Annotated in this window: 20 protein-coding genes; 10 read left to right on the forward strand and 10 right to left on the reverse strand. The window is 68.6% G+C overall.

Annotated features, from left to right (window positions below):
• Positions 1 to 83: 83 nt before the first annotated feature.
• Positions 84 to 2,219 carry a methionine--tRNA ligase gene (metG, locus tag C457_RS04180; protein ID WP_008092279.1) on the reverse strand — a complete coding sequence of 712 codons (2,136 nt, stop codon included), beginning with the start codon at positions 2,217 to 2,219 and terminating at the stop codon, positions 84 to 86.
• 337 nt (positions 2,220 to 2,556) lie between these two features.
• Between metG and C457_RS04185 the strand changes: the two genes are divergently transcribed.
• A complete protein-coding gene (locus C457_RS04185) occupies positions 2,557 to 2,910 on the forward strand; it encodes a hypothetical protein (RefSeq protein ID WP_008092280.1) in 354 nt (117 codons plus the stop codon).
• 62 nt (positions 2,911 to 2,972) lie between these two features.
• Here the strand turns inward: C457_RS04185 and C457_RS04190 are convergent, their stop codons facing one another.
• The 4 genes from C457_RS04190 to C457_RS04205 all read right to left on the reverse strand — a co-directional run bounded on the left by C457_RS04190 (position 2,973) and on the right by C457_RS04205 (position 7,434).
• Positions 2,973 to 3,539 (reverse strand): YqaA family protein, encoded by a 567-nt coding sequence (locus tag C457_RS04190; RefSeq protein WP_008092282.1) that lies wholly within the window; start codon positions 3,537 to 3,539, stop codon positions 2,973 to 2,975.
• A gap of 49 nt (positions 3,540 to 3,588) precedes the next feature.
• Positions 3,589 to 4,662: a tyrosine decarboxylase MfnA gene (gene mfnA / locus C457_RS04195; RefSeq protein WP_008092283.1), complete on the reverse strand. Its 1,074-nt coding sequence runs from the start codon at positions 4,660 to 4,662 to the stop codon at positions 3,589 to 3,591.
• 129 nt (positions 4,663 to 4,791) lie between these two features.
• Entirely contained in the window at positions 4,792 to 7,068 is a 2,277-nt protein-coding gene (gene ppsA, locus C457_RS04200; RefSeq protein ID WP_008092284.1) for a phosphoenolpyruvate synthase, read from the reverse strand.
• Positions 7,069 to 7,185: 117 nt separating this feature from the next.
• Positions 7,186 to 7,434 (reverse strand): hypothetical protein, encoded by a 249-nt coding sequence (locus C457_RS04205; RefSeq protein ID WP_008092285.1) that lies wholly within the window; start codon positions 7,432 to 7,434, stop codon positions 7,186 to 7,188.
• A gap of 77 nt (positions 7,435 to 7,511) precedes the next feature.
• On the opposite strand from C457_RS04205, the gene C457_RS04210 reads away from it, so the two are divergent.
• On the forward strand, positions 7,512 to 8,111 hold the full coding sequence (locus C457_RS04210; protein WP_008092287.1) for a J domain-containing protein: 600 nt from the start codon (positions 7,512 to 7,514) through the stop codon (positions 8,109 to 8,111).
• Between the two features lie 42 nt (positions 8,112 to 8,153).
• On the opposite strand, the gene C457_RS04215 is transcribed toward C457_RS04210, so the two are convergent.
• The gene (locus C457_RS04215; RefSeq protein WP_008092288.1) at positions 8,154 to 8,933 is read right to left on the reverse strand and encodes a DUF7839 domain-containing protein; all 780 of its coding nucleotides are present in this window, start codon (positions 8,931 to 8,933) and stop codon (positions 8,154 to 8,156) included.
• Between the two features lie 141 nt (positions 8,934 to 9,074).
• Between C457_RS04215 and C457_RS04220 the strand changes: the two genes are divergently transcribed.
• A complete protein-coding gene (locus C457_RS04220; protein ID WP_008092289.1) occupies positions 9,075 to 9,767 on the forward strand; it encodes a metallophosphoesterase in 693 nt (230 codons plus the stop codon).
• Between the two features lie 51 nt (positions 9,768 to 9,818).
• On the opposite strand, the gene C457_RS04225 is transcribed toward C457_RS04220, so the two are convergent.
• Positions 9,819 to 11,099 carry an NAD(P)/FAD-dependent oxidoreductase gene (locus C457_RS04225; protein ID WP_008092290.1) on the reverse strand — a complete coding sequence of 427 codons (1,281 nt, stop codon included), beginning with the start codon at positions 11,097 to 11,099 and terminating at the stop codon, positions 9,819 to 9,821.
• Positions 11,100 to 11,193: 94 nt separating this feature from the next.
• Between C457_RS04225 and C457_RS04230 the strand changes: the two genes are divergently transcribed.
• The 4 genes from C457_RS04230 to C457_RS04245 all read left to right on the forward strand — a co-directional run bounded on the left by C457_RS04230 (position 11,194) and on the right by C457_RS04245 (position 14,671).
• A complete protein-coding gene (locus C457_RS04230) occupies positions 11,194 to 12,363 on the forward strand; it encodes a threonine synthase (RefSeq protein ID WP_008092291.1) in 1,170 nt (389 codons plus the stop codon).
• An 85-nt stretch (positions 12,364 to 12,448) separates the two neighbouring features.
• On the forward strand, positions 12,449 to 13,144 hold the full coding sequence (locus C457_RS04235) for a metal-dependent transcriptional regulator (protein ID WP_049913377.1): 696 nt from the start codon (positions 12,449 to 12,451) through the stop codon (positions 13,142 to 13,144).
• Positions 13,141 to 13,842 carry a TMEM165/GDT1 family protein gene (locus C457_RS04240; RefSeq protein ID WP_008092293.1) on the forward strand — a complete coding sequence of 234 codons (702 nt, stop codon included), beginning with the start codon at positions 13,141 to 13,143 and terminating at the stop codon, positions 13,840 to 13,842. The genes C457_RS04235 and C457_RS04240 overlap by 4 nt, the downstream gene beginning before the upstream one ends.
• Before the next feature lie 151 nt (positions 13,843 to 13,993).
• On the forward strand, positions 13,994 to 14,671 hold the full coding sequence (locus tag C457_RS04245) for a LysE family translocator (protein ID WP_049913399.1): 678 nt from the start codon (positions 13,994 to 13,996) through the stop codon (positions 14,669 to 14,671).
• Between the two features lie 27 nt (positions 14,672 to 14,698).
• On the opposite strand, the gene C457_RS04250 is transcribed toward C457_RS04245, so the two are convergent.
• On the reverse strand, positions 14,699 to 15,571 hold the full coding sequence (locus C457_RS04250; protein WP_008092295.1) for an alpha/beta hydrolase: 873 nt from the start codon (positions 15,569 to 15,571) through the stop codon (positions 14,699 to 14,701).
• Between the two features lie 201 nt (positions 15,572 to 15,772).
• Between C457_RS04250 and C457_RS04255 the strand changes: the two genes are divergently transcribed.
• From C457_RS04255 to C457_RS04265, 3 genes are all read left to right on the forward strand, one after another.
• Positions 15,773 to 16,819: an NAD(P)-dependent glycerol-1-phosphate dehydrogenase gene (locus C457_RS04255; RefSeq protein WP_004972614.1), complete on the forward strand. Its 1,047-nt coding sequence runs from the start codon at positions 15,773 to 15,775 to the stop codon at positions 16,817 to 16,819.
• Between the two features lie 270 nt (positions 16,820 to 17,089).
• Positions 17,090 to 17,731, forward strand: coding sequence for a DUF420 domain-containing protein (locus C457_RS04260; protein ID WP_008092296.1), 642 nt, complete (start codon positions 17,090 to 17,092; stop codon positions 17,729 to 17,731).
• A 105-nt stretch (positions 17,732 to 17,836) separates the two neighbouring features.
• Positions 17,837 to 18,895, forward strand: a complete 1,059-nt coding sequence (locus C457_RS04265; protein WP_008092297.1) for a glycosyltransferase — start codon at positions 17,837 to 17,839, stop codon at positions 18,893 to 18,895.
• Positions 18,896 to 18,976: 81 nt separating this feature from the next.
• Here C457_RS04265 and C457_RS04270 read toward each other — a convergent pair whose 3' ends face one another.
• The gene (locus C457_RS04270; protein ID WP_008092298.1) at positions 18,977 to 19,600 is read right to left on the reverse strand and encodes a halocyanin domain-containing protein; all 624 of its coding nucleotides are present in this window, start codon (positions 19,598 to 19,600) and stop codon (positions 18,977 to 18,979) included.
• A gap of 143 nt (positions 19,601 to 19,743) precedes the next feature.
• A complete protein-coding gene (locus tag C457_RS04275) occupies positions 19,744 to 20,790 on the reverse strand; it encodes a M42 family metallopeptidase (RefSeq protein ID WP_008092299.1) in 1,047 nt (348 codons plus the stop codon).
• Positions 20,791 to 20,923: the final 133 nt, after the last annotated feature.

Genomic DNA, 20,923 nt, shown 5'->3' on the forward strand with positions numbered 1-20,923 from the left:
GATACGAGGGCGGTGGCGCGGTCGAGACGGCGCGTCGAAAAAACGGGTCGCGAGCGGTCGCGTATCGGGTCGCGGACGGTCGCTTACTGGACCTTCGTGCCGGGGACGGCGTCGCCGTGGGTGGTCAGGATGTCGGCCTCGTCGCCCGCGGCCAACAGCATCCCGTTGGACTCGACGCCGAACAGTTCGGCCTTCTCGAGGTTGGCGACGATGATGACCTTCGACCCGGCGAGCGAGTCGAGGTCGTGGAGCTGTTTGATGCCGGCGACGATTTGACGCTCTTCGACGCCGATGTCGACGGTGAGTTTGGCGAGCTTGTCCGCGCCGTCGATGCCCTCGGCGGCGACGATTTCGCCCACGCGGATGTCGAGGCCCTGGAAGTCCTCGAAGCTGATGCGGTCGTCGGCGAGGGGTTCGAAGTCGATGTCGGCGTCAGCGTCGGAGTCTGCGTCCATGTTCTCCTCCGCGTCCTCGTCGGACTCGTCGCTTTCGGATTCCGTCTCGGCCACGCGCGCTTCGAGCTTCTCGTTGAGCTCCTCGACGCGCTCGTCTTCGATTTTCTCGAACAGCGCCTCGGGCTCGCCGAAGGACGCCGGCGGGGCCTCGAAGGCGGCGTCGACGCCGGTGTCGGCCACCGACCCGTCCTCGCCGAGTTGCTCCCAGAGCGCCTGCATCTTGTCCGGCGCGACGGGGAAGAACAGCACGGCGATGGCCTTCGCAATCTGCACGCAGTCGCGGATGACCTGCGCCGCGGCCTCGGGGTCCTCGTCGGTGAGCTTCCACGGCTCGTTGCGCTGGATGTACTCGTTGCCGAACTGCGCGAGGCGGACGGCGGCGTTGCCGGACTTCCGGACCGAGTAGTCGTTGATGCCGGCTTCGAACTCGTCGATGGCCTCCTGAATGCGGGCTTCGACTTCCTCGGACACCTCCGCAGCGCGAGACTCCGTCTCACTGGCCTCCGAGTGTAACTCGGAGACATCCGGCGTCCCCTCGAAGTTGCGGTACGCGAAGAGCATCGACCGGTAGAGGAAGTTGCCGACCGTACCGACGAGTTCGCTGTTCACGCGGTCTTTGAACTTCGACCACGAGAAGTCCACGTCCTGCTGGACCCCGCCGTTGGTGGCGAGGTAGTACCGAAGCAGGTCGGGATGGAAGCCCTCGTCGAGGTACTCGTCGGCCCAGACGGCGCGGTTGCGCGAGGTGGAAAAGCCCTTGCCGTTGAGCGTGATGAAGCCGGAGGCCATGACCGCGCGCGGTTCGACGTAGCCCGCGCCGCGGAGCATCGCCGGCCAGAACACGGTGTGGTGCTGGATGATGTCGCGGCCGATGATGTGGACGATGTCGCCGGACTCCTTCCACGCGGCCTCCCAGTCGAACGTGTCGGCTCCGACGCGCTCCGTGTACTGCTTGGTGGAAGAGACGTACTCGATGGGCGCGTCGACCCAGACGTACAGCACGAGGTCGTCACCCTCCTCTCCGGGGTAGTCGATGCCCCAGTCCATGTCCCGGGTGATACACCAGTCCTGCAGTTCGCCCTCGATCCACTCGCGGGGCTGGTTCTGGGCGTTCGAGGTGCCTTCGAGGCGGTCGATGAACTCCTGAAGGTAGTCTTGGAGGTCGGAGACCGCGAAGAACTTGTGCTCGCGCTCGCGGTACTCCGCGGCGTTGCCAGTGAGCGTCGAGGTCGGGGCTTCGATTTCGCCGGGTTCGAGGTGGCGACCGCAGCCCTCGTCGCACTCGTCGCCGCGGGCGTGCGCGCCGCAGTACGGACAGGCGCCCTCGACGAAGCGGTCGGGGAGCCACTGGTCCGCTTCGGGGTCGTAGGCGACCGGAATCTCCTTCTCGTAGACGTAGCCCTCGGCTTCGAGCGTGCGGACGATTTCCTGGGTCAGTTCGGTGTTCGTCTCGTCGTGGGTGTGGCCGTAGTTGTCGAACTCGATGTTGAAGCGGGGGAACGTCGCCTCGTACTTCTCGTGGTGGCGGAGCGCGAACTCCTCGGGCGTGACGCCCTCCTTCTCGGCGTTGACGGCGACGGGCGTGCCGTGCATGTCCGACCCGCTGACGAAGGCCGTCTTTTGGCCGAGTGTTCGCAGCGAGCGACTGTAGATGTCGCCGCCGACGTACGTTCTGAGGTGGCCGATGTGGAGGTCGCCGTTGGCGTACGGCAGTCCACACGTCACCACCGCTGGCTTCTCCGTGGGGAAGTCCTCGTGACTCATATGTGTCGTGTATCTCGGAAGCGGGCCTAAAGCCCGCCGCTTCGGATGCGTCTGTCTGGCGGTGCGATATCGCCCCGAGGTTCGCCGGACCCGACCGTCGTCTCACGTTACCGAGTCGACGGCCGGAGGCGGGTCCACCCGCGGCTAAAAGAACGCGCGCATACGCATGTTGTCGGGGAGACCCGTCGCGGTCACACCGGTACTGAAGCCGAGCAGGCGTATAAATCGTTGGGAGCGCTCGGGACCGCCGCACTCGACCGGTCACGACCGAACGCGTCGGCGACGCGCCAACACGAGTCACGCAACCGCTATCTCGTCGACCGACGCTCTCTCCGTCGTGACTACGACTACCGCCTCCCAACCCGCACGGAGCGTCGGCTTCGCCGCCGTGTTCGCCGTCCTCCTCGGCCTGTTCGTCTCCGGCTACGGCCTCCTCCTCGTCCCGCAGTCGCCCCTCGGTGGCGGCTGGATTCTCGCTATCGGCGTCTCGCTCGCGCTCGCCGGACTCTTCGCGATCGAGTCGGTCGGCCGACGCCTCGGCCTGTCCGCGGCCACGTGCCGGACGCTGTCGCTGTCGTTCGCGGCGCTCGCAGCCATCCTCTTCGTCGCGTTCGTCGTCGTCAACTACGCGTCCGTCGAGTCGTTCGAAGCGACCTCGGAGACAGCGACGGGGGCAGAAACGAGCGGCTGACAGCGGTACTGACGGCGACGCGACAACGACGGCGGGGTGACCGACCCGCGCGTGCGCTCCGCTCAGAGGAACGCCAGCGCGGCCTCGATTCCGATGACCGTCACGACGAGTCGACCGCAGGAGCCGACGAACGTCGCGGCCGCGAACTTGAGGTAGTCGTCTTCGAGGACCGAAAACGCGTAAATCGAGAGCGTGTCGGGAAAGCCCGGCACGCAGAGCGCGGCCGCGAGGCCGGCGAAGCCCCAGTTCTGTGCGATTTGGACGGCCTTGCGCTCGGTCCAGCCCATCACGTCGACCGGGAGCCGTTCGAGCGCCCGCTCGACGTAGCCCGACTCCTTCGTCTGGCGGCCGATGTGGAACGCGAAGACGCTTCCTGCGGCCTTGCCCGCGCCGCTAACGAGGATGATGACCGCCAGCTTCGCGCCGTAGGGGAGCCCGAGGTCGAGCGGCGCGGCGAGGACGATTTCGCTTACGCCGGGGAGGGCGAAGGCGATGAGAAACGAGTACGCGAAGATGATGACCAACCCGACCCAGCCCGTGGCCGTCTCGACGAGCGACGAGAGCCACGAAAAGTCGGGGTACAGACTGAGCGTCAGGTCTGCGAGCGATGCGAACGCGGTGAGAGACACACGAGAGGGTCGAAGCCAGTCGGTTGTAAGTTTTCAGGTTCGGACCGGCTCAGTTGCGCGTCGGGGTCGACCGGAGGTCGTCGAGGTCCGAGAGGAACGCCCGGAGCGACTCGCGGGAGACGTGCGGCATGCAGACGATGCGGAGTTCGCCGCTCGCGGTCCGCGAGATGCGCCAGCCGAGGTCCCGGAGCGACTCGAACTGCTCGTCGGGGACGCTCGCGGCGACCAGCGGGAGGTCCGGTTCGACCGCGTCGTAGCCCCGAGAGCGGAGTTCGTCGTAGAACCACTCGGCGTTCGCCTGCTGGCGCTCGTAGGCGTCGCGGTAGCCGTCGGGCCAGAGTTCGCGCATCGCGGCGGCCGCGGAGGCGACGCCCGCGCCGCTTCGAGTCCCGGTGAGGCTCGCCTGCGACGCGGATTCGAGGTACGGCGTGTCGACCGCCAGCGAGTCGACGACCGACTTGTCGCGGAACAACAGGCCGCCGGCGGGGACGACCGCCTGCCCGTACTTGTGGGGGTCGATGGTCATCGAGTCGATTGGCGCGTGGGCGAACGACCACTCGTGGTCGGTGAAGGGGAGGACGAAGCCGCCCCACGCGGCGTCGACGTGCATCAGCGCGCCGGCGTCGTGGGCGACCGCGGTCAACTCGGGAATCGGGTCGACGCGGCCGAACTCGGTCGTGCCGGCGACGCCGGCCACGAGGACGGTGTGGTCGTCGACGGCCTCGCGGACGGCCGCGACGTTCGCGCGGTAGTCGTCGTCGACGGGGACGATTCGGAGTTCCACGTCGAGCACGTCGGCGGCCTTCTGGAAACTGAAGTGGATGCTCTCGGGGGCGACGACGTTCGGGTCGTCGTCGCGGGCGTGGTTGCGCGCGGCTCGGATGGCCTGGATGTTGGCTTCGGTCCCGCCGCTCGTCACGTAGCCGTGGGGGGTCGAGAGGCCGGTGATGTCGCCGAGGTACGAGAGTGCGTCTTCTTCGAGGGCGGCGACGGCCTGATAGGTCGCCGGGTCGCCGGGATTGGTGGCAAAGAACCGCTCTGCGGCCTTCCGGGCGGCCGGGTGCGGTCGGGTGCACATCGAAGAGAGGACGCGGTCGAACTCCTGCGGTGCCGCGCGCTGCATGCATCCCACTATAACCACACCCAGTATATCGGTTCCGCTCCATTGCGCCGCGTCGCCCAGCCGACGGCCACCGCTACGGGGACGAGAAAAGACGGAACGCGGGTGGTCGGCCCTCGACGTTCGCCGGGGTCAGCGAACCGAATCGAGGAGGAGTCGCTGTTCGACGCGCTTGACCTCGTGTTGCACGTCGCGGACGGCGTCGATGTTGGCCGAGATGGAGCTGACGCCCTTGTCGACGAGGAACTGAACCATCTTGGGCTTCGAGCCGGCCTGCCCGCAGATGCTCGTCTTCACGCCGACCTCGCGGCACGTCTCGACGGTGTCGCCGATGAGTTTGAGCACCGCCGGGTGCAGTTCGTCGTAGATGTCGGCGACGTGCTCGTTGTTGCGGTCCACCGCGAGGGTGTACTGCGTCAGGTCGTTCGTGCCGAACGAGGCGAAGTCGATGCCGGCGTCGGCGAGTTCTTCGATGCAGAGCGCCGCGGCCGGCGTCTCTATCATGACGCCCCACTCGCGCTTTTCGGGGTCGATGCCGGCCTCGCGCATGTGCTCTTTCGCCCGCAGCACGTCCTCCGCGTCGTTGACGAGCGGGAACATGACTTCGAGGTTGTCGTAGCCCATGTCGAACAGGCGGCGGAACGCCTGCAGTTCGAGGCGGAAGACGCTCGGGTTGTCGAGGCCGCGGCGGATGCCGCGGTAGCCGAGCATCGGGTTGTGCTCGCGCGGCTCGTTCTCGCCGCCTTCGAGCTGTCGGAACTCGTCTGTCGGCGCGTCGAGGGTGCGGACGCGGACCGGTCGCGGGTAGAACTCCTCTGCGGCCTCGCGGACGCCCGAGACGATTTCGTCCACGTAGGCGCGCTCGCCGTTCTGCTCGATGAACCGCTCGGGGGTCTTGCCGAGCGTCAGGACCATGTGTTCGATGCGGAGCAGGCCGACGCCGTCAGCGCCCGTTGCGGCGGCGCGCTCGGCCGCCTCGGGGATGGAGACGTTGACCTTGACCTCGGTCGCGGTCATCGGCTTGACGGGCGTCTTGGGGCGGGCCTCCTCGACGGGCTGGCGCTGTTTCTCCTCGGGCTCTTCGCCCTCGCGGACGGTTCCCTTGTCGCCGTCGATGGTGACGACCTCGCCGTCTTCGAGGGTCTTCGTCCCGTCGCCGGTGCCGACGACCGCGGGCACGCCGAGTTCGCGGGAGACGATGGCCGCGTGGGAGGTCATGCCGCCCTCGTCGGTGACGATGCCGGCGGCGCGCTTCATCGCGGGCACCATGTCGGGCATGGTCATCTCGGTGACGATGATGTCGCCCTCGGCGACCTGGTCGAGGTGGTCGAGCTTGGTGACGATGCGGGCGCGACCGGAGGCGATGCCGGGGCTCGCGCCGAGGCCGCGGATGAGCACGTCGTCGCCGGTCGCGGCCGCCCGCGAACGTCCGCTGTCGCTCTCGTCTTCCTCGCCGTCGTCAGCCTCGGCGATAGTCGTAATCGGGCGTGACTGGAGCATGTAGACCTCGCCCTCGTAGACGGCCCACTCCACGTCCTGCGGCGTCTCGTAGTGGTCTTCGACCAGTTCGCCGAGTTCGAGCAGGCGGGAGACCTCGTCGTCGGTGAGGACGCGCTCGTGGCGGCGGTCGTTCGGCACGTCGCGCATCACGGTCTCGCCGCTCTCCTCGTCGCGGACGCACATCGTCTTCTTGTCCGCGATGGTCGCCGTCTCGACCTCGCCGGTCTCGCGGCTGATGACGTAGTTGTCGGGCGAGACGGTGCCGGAGACGACGGCTTCGCCGAGGCCCCACGCGGCCTCGATGATAATCTCCTTCTTGCCGGTCGAGGGGTGTCGGGTGAACATCACGCCGGACTTCTCGGCGTCGACCATCTGCTGGACGACCACCGCGATGTCGACCTTGTCGTGGGGGAAGCCCTTGCGGTTGCGGTAGTAGATGGCGCGCTCGGAGAACAGCGAGGCCCAACACTCCTTGACGCGGTCGAGGAGGTCCTCCTCGGTGACGTTCAGGAACGTCTCCTGTTGGCCCGCGAAGGAGGCGTCCGGCAGGTCCTCGGCCGTCGCGGACGACCGGACGGCGACGAAGGCGTCGCCCTCGCCGACGCTCCGGTAGGCGTCGAGGATTTCCTCCCGCACGTCGTCCGGCATCGGCGTCTCCATGATGAGGTCGTGCGCCGTCTCGTGGGCCGCCTGCAGCGCCTCGGAGTCCTCGTGGTCGACCTCGACCGCGGCGAACAGCTCGTCGTCGATGCCCGCGTCCTCGATGAACGCGCGGTACGTGCCCGCCGTCACGACGAATCCCGGCGGGACGGGAAGCCCCGCACCGGTTAGTTCGCCCAGCGACGCGCCTTTCCCGCCGACCAGGTCGAGGTCGTCAGCCCGTACGTCGTCCAGCCAGACTACAGCCATGTGATGTTCGTATGGTCCCGCACCCCGATAAAGAAGTTTGCGAACGAAACAAGTATGAATGAAAACTCACTCGAAGGCGAGTATGAAATTGCGGCGTCGACCCGGAAACGGCCGTTCTCATGACTCTCGGCGCGCCCGTCCGTGTTCTTCGCAGAGGATTTCGCCGGCGTCCGGGTCGAGATAGAACGGCGACCCCGCTTCGACCGGCTTCCCGCAGACCGCACAGCCGTCGTCGTGTCGGAGGAAGTACTTCCCCTCGGCGCGGCCCGTCTCCAGTCGCCCGGCGGCGACGGCCGGTCGCGTCAGTCCCTCGCCGATTTGCGTGCGCTCCGCGCTGTCGGCCTCCTCGAAGCGAATCGGTCGCATACCAACGCGTGGGCCGCCGGCGGCAAATCGGTACGGGCAGCGAGGGGTTCATAATCGCTCGTCCCGTGATTTCTAGCGTGCTTCCGGAGTGGGTCTTTCTGCTCCCGCCGTGGCTCCTCGTCGGCCTCGCCGCGGGTGCGGTCGCCTCCGTCGTCGTCGCCGGCGTCTTCGTCGTCGGCGGTCGTGTCTTCCCGGAGCGGCGGGTCTCCCGCGGCCCCCGCGTCGACGGGACGGGCCGCCGCCGCCACGAAATCCGCGACTACCTCACCGCCATCGACGAGCGGTTCGTCGAGGACCGCCCGGTCCGCGGCGAGACGGTGGCGTTCTTCCTCCCCGACCGCGGCGTCGCCATCACCTTCGACGCGCAGGCGTTCTTCCGCCTCGAACGCGCCGGCGTCTACGCCGTCCTCTGCGAACACGAGATGCCCGGCGGCCAACTCGGCCGGCGGCTCCCCTTCGACGTGCCGGACATCGAGCCCGAACTGGCCGACCTCGACGACCCCGTGTCGGCCGCGTTCGACCGGCTCGACCTCCCCGCGAACGCCTCCTCTGACGCCGTCAGAGACGCCTATCGAGCGCGGGTGAAAGACGTACACCCCGACCACGGGGGCGACCGAGAGCGGTTCCGGGAGCTACGGGAGGCGTACACGATGGCGCGGGAACACGCGGAGAGTTAAGCGGCGAATTCGAGGTCGAGAAAACCCGAAACCGGCGCGGAGCTACGGCTCCGTCACTTCGAACAGCACGCCCGCGTCGCGGAGCGCGTCGGTCACGCGCCCGGCGGTGTCGGTGCTGGCGACGACCGCGGCGTCGAGTCCGCGGGCCGCGGCGTCGGCGGCGACTTCGCCCGGCGCGAACCACGTTCTGACATCGACTTCCGCGTGGCGGCAGGCGACGACCGCCTCGACGCCCGCGGCGACGACGATGTCGGCCTCGTCGCACGCCGCCGCGAGCGCATCGGCGTCGACCGCGTCGGCCTCGGCGACTCGCGCCGGCGGCACCTGCAGCACGCGGACCGAGCCGGGTTCCATCTCGATGACGCCCTCGAAGCCGGTGACGCTGGCCGCGTCGCCCGCCTCGGCGTCGGTGGTGGCGACCCCGATGGCCGGCCCGTCGTCGCCGGGCGTGGCGTGTAGCAGACCGTCGCGGAGCGACAGGGTCACCGTATCGCCGGCCGCGACGTCGTCGGTGACGATTGCGGCGTCCTCGTTGACGCTCTCCAGCACGTCGTCGGTGACGTGCTCGGCGAACCGCTGGAGGGCGCGCGCCTCCTGAAACAGCCAGTCGACGCCCTCTTTCGTCACGCGGTAGCGCGACCGGCCCTGCTTTTCGACGAGCCCGTCTTCGACGAGGTCGCGGATGTACTCGGAGACCGCCTGGCTCGTCACCCCGACCGCCTCGGCGATTTCGCCCTGACTCACGGCCGGTTGCCGGTCGGCTATCTCGGCGAGGATGCGAAAGCGGGTCGCGGTGCGCTTGTCCTCCAGTGCGCCGCTCATGTGCCGAACGTGGGACGCACCGACTAAAAAGGCCCCTGCTCCGACGCTGGCTCTGCCCCCAACTTCGCCGGCCTCCCGCGAGCGTTCGCCTCGTCGCGCGCTGCCGGTGGAGATTTGTCTCCGACGCCCTTCCACTCGGTCGTGACCCGCGTCTCCGTCCGCGAGCGCGCCGTCTTCTTTCCCGACGCCGACGCGCTCGTCCTCTCGGACCTCCACGTCGGCCGAGCCGACGCGTCGGCGGTCGATTTTCCGCTCGGCGAGGGGACCGACCTCGCGGAGCGCCTGCAAGCCTACTGCGCCGAGTTCGCCCCCGGCGAGGTCGTCTTCGCCGGCGACGTGCTCCACCGGTTCGACCGCGTCTCGGAGCGCCACGTCGCGGCCCTCGAAGTCCTCGCAGAGACGTGCGTCGACGCGGGTTCCGACCCGGTGTTCGTCGCCGGCAACCACGACACGATGCTCGCGGAGGGCTGGTCGGGAGACGTACACGACGAGTACCGCCTCGCCGACGAGACGGTCGTCTGCCACGGCCACCGCGAACCGGACGGCGACGCCGAGCGCTACGTCGTCGGCCACGACCACCCGACGCTCGCTATCGAGGGTCGGCGGCGGCCCTGCGTCCTCTACGGCCCCGACGCCTACCGCGGCGGCGACGTGCTGATGCTCCCGGCGTTCACCCGCCTCGCCGCGGGCGTCGAAGTAAACGGGATGCGCGGGACCGACTTCGACTCGCCGCTGGTGCGCGACGCGGACGACTTCAGGCCGCTCGTCCGCGACGTGGAGGCGGACGAGACGCTCACGTTCCCGCCGCTGGGGACGCTTCGGCGGATGCTCTGATTTTCTGTGGCGGACCTCGGGTCGAAAAGCGACGGCGAAGGCCGTGACGAGCTACGACGAGAGGTCGTCGCGGACGGCGTCGGCCGCCTCTTTCCCGCTCCGCATCGCGCCCTGAATCGACGACCACGCGGTGTAGTCGCCGGCGAGGTACGCCCGGCCGGGGGCGTCGCGGGCGTCCGGAAGCGACTCGTGGACGCCCGGCGGTTGGGCGAACTGCGCGAAGGAGATGTAGTCGGTGTGGAGGAGTTCGAGGTCCTCGAAGTAGCGGTCGGGGTACCACGCTTCGAGCGTCCGCCGAGTCTTCTCGAACAGTTCTTCCTCGGAGTTGTCCTGTGCGGCCGCGCCGAGGAACGTCGCGTTCAGGAGTTCAGCGCCCGGCGGGGCGTACTCCGGCGCGACGGTCGACAGCGGGACGACCGTGTTGGGGTCGGGACTCGGCGCGTTGAGCATGATGCGCTTGCCCGCGTCGAGGCCGCTCCCGCTCGGGAGCGTGTAGTACTGGGTGACACAGCCGTGAGCCTCGGTCGGAATCGACCCGACCCCGGTCAGTCGGCGCGCCTCCTTGGGGTCGGTGGCGACGACGACCGCGTCGGCTTCGAGCGACTCGCGGCCCGTGGTGACGACCGCGCCGTCGCCGTCGGACTCGACCGACTCGACGCGCTCGCCGAGGCGGACGGTCGCGCCCTCGTCGCGGGCGGCGTCGGCGAGTTGCTCGGGAACCGCCTGCATCCCCGCCGCGGGGACCGCGGTGCTCCCCGTCGAGAGCATCTTGAAGGTGTACTCGAACACCCGCTTCGACGAGGAGAGCGAGCGGTCGAGCGTGATGCCGCCGTAGAAGGGCGCGACGAAGTGCTCGATGTAGTCTTCGGAGAAGCCCCAGTCGCGGAGATACGACCGGATGCTCCGGTCCGCCGAGGCGAAGATTCCCTCCTCGTCGCGGGTGCTCACGTCCTGTCTGAGCGCCAGCGTCCGGAGCTTGTCGCTCGTCGTCACCTCCGGGTTGCGGACGGACTCGAACAGGCTCCCGATGTCGCGGAAGGGGTCCGAGAGGACCGCGCGTCTGCTCGGTCGGCAGATGGTCGCGCCGGGCGTGAACCGCCGGAGGTCGAGGGCGTCGAGGTCGAGTTCCCGTCGGACCGCGGGGTAGTCGGTGATGAGGACCTGGAACCCGCGGTCGAGCGTGAAGCCGTCTTTCGTCCGGGTGCGGACCCGTCCGCCGACGCCGTCGCGCCGCTCCACGACGGTCACGTCGGCCCCGGCGGCGGCGAGGTGTCGCGCGGCGACGAGGCCAGCGAGGCCCGCGCCGACGACCGCGATGTGGCTATCGTCCATACCTCGCCTCTCGGACGGGCGACACAAAGCCGCTACGGGTGGCGGCCATCGACCGACGGGAAGGGCTTAGTCCCTCCCCCCGTAAGCCCCGCCCATGCAGACGTCCGACACCTTCTCCGGGCTGGTGTGCACGGAGACCGGCGACGAGTACGACGCGGACGCGACCGGCGCGAGCGACGCCGACGCGCCGCTTGACCCCACCTACGACCTCGACGCGGTCGAGTGGGACGCCGAGACGCTCGCCGAGCGCCCCTTCGATACGATGTGGCGCTACCGCGAACTGCTCCCCTTCGCGGAGCCGGTGACGGCCAACGAGGGCGCGACGCCGCTTGTTTCGGCCGACGCGCTCGGCGAGGAGGCCGAGGTCGGTTCGCTCCTCATCAAGGACGAGGGCCGAAACCCGACCGGGACGTTTCTCGACCGCGGCTTCTCGCTCGCCGTCACCGCCGCGCGTGAGGCCGACGCCGAGGTCGTCGCGCACGCCTCGCCCGGCAACGGCGCGCAGTCGGCGGCCTCCTACGCGGGCCTCGTGGACGCTCGCTCCTACGGCTTCGTCCCCTCGCGGACGCCGTTCCCGAACAAGGCCATGGTGAACGTCCACGGCGGCCAGATGAAGGTCGTCGGCGGGCGCTACCCCGCCGCCCTCTCGGCGCTTCACGAACAGCTCAAAAGCGACTGGTACACCCTGCAGGAGTTCGACAATCCCTACCGCCACGACGGCGCGAAGACCATCGCCTACGAGGTCGCAGAGCGCCTCGACTGGTCGGTGCCCGACTGGGTCGTCGTCCCCGTCTCGACCGGCGAACTCGCCTACGGCGTCTACAAGGGCTTTTCCGACCTCGTCGGACTCGGACTGGTCGAGTCGGCCCCCAAACTCGTCGCCGCGCAGTCCGTCGGGTGCTCGCCGGTCACCACCGCGTGGGAGGCCGACAGCGACGCTCACGAGGCGTGGAACCACCCGGACACCATCGTCGGCGAACTGGAAATCCCCGACCCTGCGGGCGGGTCGCTCGCGCTCCGCGCCGTCCGCGAGTCCGGCGGTGTGGCCGTCGCCGTCAGCGACGACGACGCGCTCGAATCCGCCGTTACTGCCGCTCAGTCCGCCGGCGTCGAGGTCGGCCCCGCGGGCGGCGTCGCGCTCGCCGGCGCGTGGGAACTCGCGGACGAGTTCGACGAGGACGACACGGTCGTCGTCGTCAACACCGAATCCGGGACGAAGAACGCCGACATCCTCCGCAGTCACCTGATGGGACAGGGCGTCTGAGGACCGCTTCGGCCGGCTGGTTCCCCGTTCGAACGCCCACGTTACCTCCATCAGACTTTTACTTTAGACGCATCTAATCCGTGGTATGTTGAGCGACGTGATGGAGGACTACCTGAAGGCAATCTACACGCTCCAGATGGAGCAGGGGCCGCCGGTTTCGACCTCCGACATCGCGGAGTACCTCGGGAAGACGCCGCCGACCGTGACGAGCATGGTCGGAAAGCTCGAAGACCGCGGGCTGGTCGACCGCGAGAAGTACAAAGGCGTCGAACTGACCACGGAAGGCGAGACCGTCGCGCTGGAAGTCCTCCGCCACCACCGCCTCTTGGAGGCGTATCTCACGGAGCACCTCGACTACTCGTGGAGCGAGGTCCACGACGAGGCAGACGCGCTCGAACACCACATCAGCGAGGAGTTCGAAAAGCGGGTCGCGGCCGCCCTCGGCGAACCCGAGGTCGACCCCCACGGCGACCCCATCCCGAGCGCCGACCTCACGCCGCCGGACTCCTCGGGTCTGTCGGCGCTTTCCGAGTGCGAGGTCGGCGACCGCCTCGTGGTCGCCCGCGTCAGCGACCGCGACCCCGCGGAGTTGGAGTACCTCTCCGAGGCCGGCGTCACACCCGGCACGACCATCGAAGTGACTGACATCGCCCCCTTCGGGATGGTGACGGTGCGCGTCGGCGACGACGGTCGCGAGCAGAGTCTCCCGGAGTCCGTGGCCCGAACGATTCGCGTCCGACCGCCCGACGAGCCGAGTAGCGAGGAGGTGTCGCCTGCGTGACCGGCTGGTGGGAGATTCTCGTCATCGCCCTCGTCTCCCAACTTGCGGTCCTGCCGGGCGAGAAGGTCCAGTTCATCATCGCGGGCCTCTCGACCCGCTTCGACCCGAAGGTCGTCGTCGCGGCCGCGGGGTCGGCGTTCGCACTCTGGACGGCCCTCGAAATCATGCTCGGGCAGGCGCTCAAGAGCGCGCTCCCGCCGGCCGCGCTCGACGCCATCACCGCCGTCCTGTTCGCCACGTTCGCGGTGTTGCTCTACCGTTCCGCGCCCGACGCGTCCGCGGGGATCGAGGTCGCGACCACCGACGGCGGCGTCTCCGGGTTCGACGACGCGCCGACGGTGTTCGGCCGCGAACTGTCGACGCAGGGCTTCGGCGGCTTTCTGCCCATCTTCGCCATGATGGCCGCGGGCGAGTTCGGTGACAAGACCCAAGTCGTCACCATCGGACTGGCCCTGCAGTACGGCGCGACCTCGGCCATCTGGGTGGGTGAGATGCTCGCCATCATCCCCGTGAGCATCGCCAACGCGTACTTCTTCCACCGCTTCTCGGGCCGGGTCGACACGCGCAAGGCGTACCTCGGCGCGGCCGCCCTGTTCGGCTTCTTCGCCGTCGACACCCTGCTCGCCATCGCCACCGGCTTCTCCGTCTGGGAGACGCTCGTCGGCACCGTCAGCGACGCCGTCCTCGCGCTGGTCTGACCGGACGGTAGACGTCCCGAATCCCCCGGTCAGCCCCACCTGCCGCGGGGCGTCTAACTCCCCCGCGCCGTCGCTTCCGCGCCATTTTTCACGGCATCGCGCCCAAGAGAGAGCCATGTCTACCCTCCTTCCGTCCTTGGGTGCCGGGTTGGTGTTCGGGCTGGCCCTCGCCGCGCCGCCCGGCCCGATGAACGCCGTCATCGCCGAGGAGAGCGTCGTCCGCGGGTGGACCGCGGGCGCTCGGGCCGGGCTCGGCGCGATGAGCGCCGACGCGCTGTTTTTCGTCCTCGCGGCGCTCGGCCTCGTCGCGTTCGTCGAGCAGTTCCCGACGGTGCAGGCCGTCATGGTCGGTGCCGGGGGCGTCCTCATGCTCTACTTCGCCTACGGCGCGGCACAGGAGATGGACACCACGTTCCGCGAGGCCGCCGACCCCGACGAGGACAGCGCCGGGTTCACGAAGGCGTTCGTGCTCGCGCTGACGAACCCCTACCAGATTCTGTTCTGGCTCACCATCGGCGTCGGCCTGCTCGAAACCGGGACCGTCGACGTGCTCGCCCACACGCCCTATCTCGGCGCGTCGCTGTCGAACCTGCTCATCGTCGAGACGGGCAGCCCGGCGCTCATCCTCGGCTTCTTCGGCGGTATCGCGCTCTGGGTGACCGGGTTCCCCGCGGCGCTCGTCGCGGCCGAACAGCGCGTCGACTCCTTCGCGCCGGCCGTCGCCGCCGTCAGCGCCGTCGTTCTCGGCGGGTTCGGCGTCGTCTTCATCTGGGATGCGGTGCAGTCGCTCGTCTTCATCTGGGACGCGGTGCGGTCGCTCGCGCTCTGAAGCGCGGAAAAATGTGTTTCTGAGCCGCTACATGTCGCCGACGATGTCGTCGGCAATCGTGTTCAGGTAGTTGCTGTGGTCGTCGCCGACCTGTCCCTCCACGTCGTGGTCGGTGTAGTTCGCGGGTGGCGTGTCGCCGTCTTCGAGGCCCGTCTCGCCGAGGGCCTGGTCGAACTCGATGGTGTTGTACACCCACTGGAGCACGTCGTCGGCCTCGTTGTAGTAGTTGTGAACGTGGCCGGTCCGGTCGCGGATGGCCTCGTAGGTGGCTCGCCCTTCTTCCTCGCCGGGAACCTCGTTGTCGGTCGCGGCCCCGAACGGGTGGACGGTCGCCACCTCGTGGCCCGGGTCGGTCCAGTCGCTTCGGCCGTCGAGGGTTCGGAGCGCGCTGAAGACGACCTGCGCGCCGAGCGAGTGGCTGGCGAACCGGAGGGTCGCGCCCGGGCAGGCCGCCTTGAGGTCGACGGCGAACTGCGCGAGTTTGCGGCCGTTCGCTTGGGCGATGTCCTGCGACTCGGCCCAGCCGTAGTCCCAGCCGCCGCCCTTGTCGTTGTCCCACGTGTAGCCGACGACCGTCCCGCCGTAGCCGGCGGCGGAGAGTTCGGCGTCGGCCGTCGCTATCTTGTCGAGGGCGGCCGCCTCGGGGTCGTCGCCGTCCTTGTCCCAGCCGTGGACGAACACGGTCAGGTCGGAGGCGCAACCGGCGTCGACGCCGGGCACGTCGCCGGAGGTGTCGTAGCCGCGGGCGGTGTGACCGGACGCGAGCGAGCCGTCGTCGTCGAAGTGGTCGCGCGTCGAGACGTGGGGGACCGACGCGGCGGCCGTGGGACCGCTTCCGAGGGCCGCGAGTCCGGAGAGCGCTGCTGCTGTCGTCGCGAGGAACTGCCGTCTGTGTGCCATGGGTTGTCTACCCGCGCGTCTGCGGGTGTCTTTCGTGCGAAGCGAAACGTGATAAATCAAACTACGGTTCGGTACGTTGAGATACTGTCCCAACAGTCGGGCGAAACCTCGCTCCCGTGTCGTAGTCGGGGTGGTAGAACCGACGGGGGGCCGGCCGTCGAGACGAGAAACACTATGAACCGCCGTGGCCGATTTCCGCGTATGTTCGACAAATCGACGTGGATAAAGCTGCCCCGGAGCGTCCTTCAGGGCCACGGCGTGCTCGACGACCTCTCGGCCGCGGTCGACGAGTTGTACCTCTCGGGCGAGCCGTTTCTCGTCACGAGTCCGTCGCCGAACCGCATCGCCGGCGACCGGGTTCGCGAGCAGTTCGACGGTATCTCGTCCGTCTCCTTGGACCGCGCGAGCTTCGAGTCGGTCGAGCGCGTCGTCGACGCGGCGCGCGAGGCCGACGCGGGCTACCTCATCGCCCTCGGCGGCGGCAAGCCCATCGACGTGGCGAAGATGGCCTCCGACCGTCTCGACTGCGGGTTCATCTCGGTCCCGACGGCGGCGAGCCACGACGGCATCGTCTCGGGTCGGTCGTCGATTCCCGAGGGCGACACCCGCCACTCGGTCGCCGCCGACCCGCCGCTCGCGGTCGTCGCCGACACGGAGCTGCTCGCGGAGGCCCCGTGGGAGCTCACGACCGCCGGCTGCGCCGACATCATCTCGAACTACACCGCGGTCAAAGACTGGGAACTCGCCCACCGCCTGAAGAACGTGGAGTACTCCGAATACGCGGGCGCGCTCTCGCAGATGACCGCCGAGATGCTCGTCGGCAGCGCCGACTCGATTAAGCCGGGGCTCGAAGAGTCCGCGTGGATAGTGACGAAGGCGCTCGTCTCCTCGGGCGTCGCCATGTCCATCGCCGGCTCCTCGCGGCCCGCGTCGGGCGCGGAGCACCTCTTTTCGCACCAGCTCGACCGCATCGCGCCCGGGAGCGCCCTCCACGGCCATCAGGTCGGCGTCGGCTCCATCATGACCGAGTACTTCCACAGCGGCGCACGCGGCGAGTGGACCGACATCCGCGACGCCCTGTCGACGATGGGCGCGCCGACGACCGCGGACGAACTCGGCATCGACGACGAGACGATTATCGAGGCGCTCACGACCGCCCACGAGATTCGCGACCGCTACACGATTCTCGGCAACGGCGTGAGCGAGGAGGCGGCCATCGAGGCCGCGACCATCACCGGCGTCATCTAAACCCACCTTTTTACGCCTCGGGTCGCGGGGCGACCACCCGGCGCAAAAACCTGGCGGGAAAAAGCCACGAGACTCGGCCTCCGGCCTCGCTCGTGGGACAGCACGTTCGTGTCACACGACGTGGTGCGCTCGGGACTCCGTGGCACGGAGTTCTGACCGAAGCAAGTCGACTTCGCACGGTCACTCGATTGAGTCGAGTCTTGGTGGTTCCGCTCTCAAACGCCGTCCGGAACCCGAAGACGGAATACGCCGTCTTCCCAACCCCCGGCCATGGCAACTGCGAGTGCAGACAACCCGCTGAAGGAACACCCCGCGGCCGCGACCGCCGTCCTCTCGGTCGTCGGGTACGCCCTCGTCATCGGGACCTTCCTCGGCGTCGTCCCCGGGAGGGTCTTTCCCGACCTGTCGCTCCCACAGGTGAACCTCCTCTCCGACGCCATCGCCGTCGTGAACACGGTGAACGTCCTCGTCATCGCGGCGGGCTGGCGCTGGATTCGCCGCGACGAGGTCAAGAAGCACGCGGCCGCGATGGTCACGTCGTTCGGCCTCATCCTCGTCTTCCTCGTGATGTACCTCGCGAAAATCGGCGGCGGCGGCACCAAGGAGTTCGTCGGCCCCGCGTTCGCGTACTATCCGTATCTGGCGATGCTGGCGATTCACATCATCCTCTCTATCGTCTCGGTGCCGGTCGTCCTCTACGCGCTCATCCTCGGGATAACCCACTCAGAACGCGAACTCCGGGCCGAGACGCCCCACCGGAAAGTCGGCCGCATCGCGGCCGGCGCGTGGCTCGTCTCGCTCGCCCTCGGCGTCGTGACGTACCTGCTTCTCAACCACATCTACAGCTGGGAGTACACGGTCACCGCCGTCGAGTCAGCGGGCGCGCTCGTCGCACCCACCGTCGGGCTCTGAGGCGCGTCGCCGGACCGTGCTCCGTTCTGTCGGCGCTCCGGCGGTCGCTCGTGTCGCGCCCTCGAAAACTGTGGATTTTTATTGCGCGGCGTAGTGGCGGCGAATATGCGAGTCGCGCTCGTCTCGATGTACACGACGCACCACGAGGAGACGGGAGCGACCAGACGGCTCCGACGGACGGCCGAACTCCTCGCCGAGCGCGACCACGAGGTGACGGTGCTCTGTGCGAAGTGGTGGGACGGCGAGGTCGTCGAGTTCAAACAGGACGGGGTGACCTATCACCGCGTGACCGACGCGCCCTCCGTCGGCGGCTTCGCCTCCCGCGTTCCCTTCGCCCTCCGCGAGGTGTCTCCCGACGTGATTCAGGTCGCGAGCTACCCGCCGTCGCACATCGCGGCGGTCAAGACCGCGGCGCGGTTCCTCCGGACGCCGGTCGTCGCCGACTGGTGGACCCGCGACGACCGCGGCGGCTCGCGGGCCTACCGGCGGGCGGCGAAGGCCCCGAACGCCGTCTTGGTCCCCTCGGAGATGGTCCGCACGCAGGTCCGCGAACTCGGCGCGTCGGTCGACGCGACCCACCTCGTCCCCGAACCCATCAGCATGGACCTCGTCCGGAGCGCCGACGCCGAGGAGCGCGCGGACGTGGTGTACGCCCGCGACCTCGACGAGCACGCGAACGTCGAGAGCTTCCTCCTCGCGCTCGCGGAACTCCGCGACAAGGGCTGGTCCGCCGCCGTCATCGGCGACGGCCCCGAGCGCTCGACGGCCGAACAGACCGCCCGCGACCTCCGCATCGACGACCGTGTGGAGTTCCTCGGCGACCTCCCCGCGGACGAGGCGGTTCCCATCATGAAGGGCGCGCACGTCTTCGCGCAGACCGCGACGGTCGAACCCTTCGCCACGAACCTGCTGTGGGCGCTCGCCTGCGGGTGTGTGTCCATCGTCGAGTATCAGGCTCGGTCGTCGGCCCACGAACTCGTCGAGGGGCGCGAGCGAGGGTCGCTCGTCACGAGTCCGCAGGAACTCGCGGACGAAATCGTCGCCGCCCGTCGGTACGATCACGAGACGGTCGACGACGACTTCGCGCGCTACGACTACCGGCGGGTCATCGAGCAGTACGAGTCGGTCTACGAGGCCGAGCGCGACGACTACGGCTTCTTCTGACCGGGTCGCCGCCGCGTCGACCGAACCCGAGCGAGTGCGGCCGCTCGGAACTGCTAAAAATCGAGAGGAGTGACGACCGCGTCAGTCCTGAACGTCGTAGTCGCCACCGTACTTCATGAAGAAGTACGCGAGGCCGAGCGTCGCGACCATCGCGAACGTCGTGGCCACGCCGAGGGACTTCGCGCTGTCCGGGACCTGCGGGAGACTCGGTCCGCCGCCACCGCCGGTGCTGACGGTCGGCACGTCGCCGCCGACGGCGACCGCGCCGAGCATGCCGAGCGCCTCGTGGGGCACGCAGTGGTACTTGGTGATGCCCGCGTCGCCCTCTTCGAAGGTGTATTCGTAGGTGCTTCCGGCCTCGGAGACGGCCGCGCCGGAGTCGAGCGACGCGCCCTCGCTCGCGACGACGTTGTGGCCGCCGCCCTCGCCGGTCCACTCCCACGTCACGGTCGTTCCGGTGTCTATCCAGACGCCGGCGGGCGCGAACGCGAGTGCGCCGCCGTTACCTTCCGCGCCCACTTCGATGGTGACCTCGCTCTGGCCGCGGAGGTCTTCGTAGCCTCCGTCGATGCCGTCGAGGTAGCCACCGAAGTCTGGTTCTTCCGTCTGCGCCGCGGCCGTGCCGGAAGTGGCGGCGACCGCCGCGCCGCCAGCGGCCGCCCCGAGGAACGCCCGCCGAGACATATCCACGTTGCCGTCGGTCATGTCCGCCGCTTGGTGTGGGCCTGTAGTGAATACTTTGGTTCTCGTCCGCCGGTCGGGGGTGCCGCGCCTCGATATAGGGGGGTATCCCCGCGGTGCCGGGCGCGACAACGGGGGTCGCCACAGGGACCGCCTCGCGGGGTTGCCTACAGCGTGTAGTCGAACTCGCCCGTCTCGCTCTCCAAGAAGGCCGTCAGGAGGTCGATGTAGGCGACCACGTCGTCCTCGTGGACGCTCTCGGTGACGGTGTGGAGGTAGCGCGTCGGCATCGAAATCGCGCCGACGGGCTTCGCGCCGTAGCTGTTCTGGAAGCCGCCGGTGTCGGTGCCGCCCGCGGGGAGCAGTTCCATCTGGTAGGCGATGTCGTTGTCCTCGGCCACGCTCCGGAGGCGACGGTGGACCTTCGGGTTGGCGATGGCGCTGGAGTCCTTGAGTTTGATGCCCGCGCCCTCGCCGAGTTTCGTGACGTGGTCGGCGGGGTCGAAGCCGGGCACGTCGTTGGCGACGGTGGTGTCGAGGCCGAGCGCGAGGTCGGGGTCGAGGTCGACGCCGAGCGCCTGCGCGCCGCGGAGGCCGACTTCCTCCTGGACCGTCGCGGCGAAGTGGACCGTCACCTCGGGGTTCTCGATGCGCCGGGCGGCCTCCAGCATGGCGAACAGGCAGACACGGTCGTCGATGGCCTTGCCCGTCACGTGGTTCCCCATGCGGACGGTCGTCTGCTCCATCGTCACGAGGTCGCCGACGGAGACGGTCTCCTCGACGGTCTCGGCGGGGAGGCCGAGGTCGACGTACACGTCCTCGACTTTCGGCTCTTTCTTCTTCTGTTCCTCAGTCAGCGTGTGCGGGGGAACCGAGCCGATGACGCCGGTGAGGTCCTCGTCTTTGGTGTGAACCGTCACGCGCTGGGCCTTCAGAACGCGGGGGTCCCAGCCGCCGAGGGCGTCGAGCTGCAGGAAGCCCTCGTCGTTGACGTGGCGGACCATGAAGCCGATCTCGTCCATGTGGGCGGCGACGGCGACCTCGTAGTCGCCTTCGCCCTCGATGGTGCCGACGACGTTCCCCATCGCGTCGACGCGGATGGAATCGGTCGTCGCTTCGAGGTCCTCGCGGACGAGCGCGCGGATTCGGTCCTCGTAGCCGGGGACACCGCTGGTCTCGGTGAGTTGCTTCAGACGGTCGAAGTCGAAGTCCATGCGAGTGCATGAATTGCCGTTGTAGATAAGTCCATCAGTCCCGGGCGAGCGTGCCGACACTCGACGGGCCGCCGCGCCGTCTCGCAAAGAACTCTAAATATATTCATTATTGTTCCGGAACCCTTTTCCACCT

The sequence above is a fragment of the Haloferax prahovense DSM 18310 genome, from assembly GCF_000336815.1.
GTDB classification, from domain to species: domain Archaea; phylum Halobacteriota; class Halobacteria; order Halobacteriales; family Haloferacaceae; genus Haloferax; species Haloferax prahovense.

Excerpts from the sequence above, each read along its gene's own strand:
- metG (WP_008092279.1), bottom strand. The coding sequence starts at position 2,219 with ATGAGTCACGAGGACTTCCCCACGGAGAAGCCAGCGGTGGTGACGTGT.
- mfnA (WP_008092283.1), bottom strand. The coding sequence starts at position 4,662 with ATGCAGCGCGCGGCACCGCAGGAGTTCGACCGCGTCCTCTCTTCGATG.
- ppsA (WP_008092284.1), bottom strand. The coding sequence starts at position 7,068 with ATGGCTGTAGTCTGGCTGGACGACGTACGGGCTGACGACCTCGACCTG.
- C457_RS04205 (WP_008092285.1), bottom strand. The coding sequence starts at position 7,434 with ATGCGACCGATTCGCTTCGAGGAGGCCGACAGCGCGGAGCGCACGCAA.
- C457_RS04215 (WP_008092288.1), bottom strand. The coding sequence starts at position 8,933 with ATGAGCGGCGCACTGGAGGACAAGCGCACCGCGACCCGCTTTCGCATC.
- C457_RS04225 (WP_008092290.1), bottom strand. The coding sequence starts at position 11,099 with ATGGACGATAGCCACATCGCGGTCGTCGGCGCGGGCCTCGCTGGCCTC.
- C457_RS04230 (WP_008092291.1), top strand. The coding sequence starts at position 11,194 with ATGCAGACGTCCGACACCTTCTCCGGGCTGGTGTGCACGGAGACCGGC.
- C457_RS04235 (WP_049913377.1), top strand. The coding sequence starts at position 12,449 with ATGTTGAGCGACGTGATGGAGGACTACCTGAAGGCAATCTACACGCTC.
- C457_RS04250 (WP_008092295.1), bottom strand. The coding sequence starts at position 15,571 with ATGGCACACAGACGGCAGTTCCTCGCGACGACAGCAGCAGCGCTCTCC.
- C457_RS04255 (WP_004972614.1), top strand. The coding sequence starts at position 15,773 with ATGTTCGACAAATCGACGTGGATAAAGCTGCCCCGGAGCGTCCTTCAG.
- C457_RS04260 (WP_008092296.1), top strand. The coding sequence starts at position 17,090 with ATGGCAACTGCGAGTGCAGACAACCCGCTGAAGGAACACCCCGCGGCC.
- C457_RS04265 (WP_008092297.1), top strand. The coding sequence starts at position 17,837 with ATGCGAGTCGCGCTCGTCTCGATGTACACGACGCACCACGAGGAGACG.
- C457_RS04270 (WP_008092298.1), bottom strand. The coding sequence starts at position 19,600 with ATGACCGACGGCAACGTGGATATGTCTCGGCGGGCGTTCCTCGGGGCG.
- C457_RS04275 (WP_008092299.1), bottom strand. The coding sequence starts at position 20,790 with ATGGACTTCGACTTCGACCGTCTGAAGCAACTCACCGAGACCAGCGGT.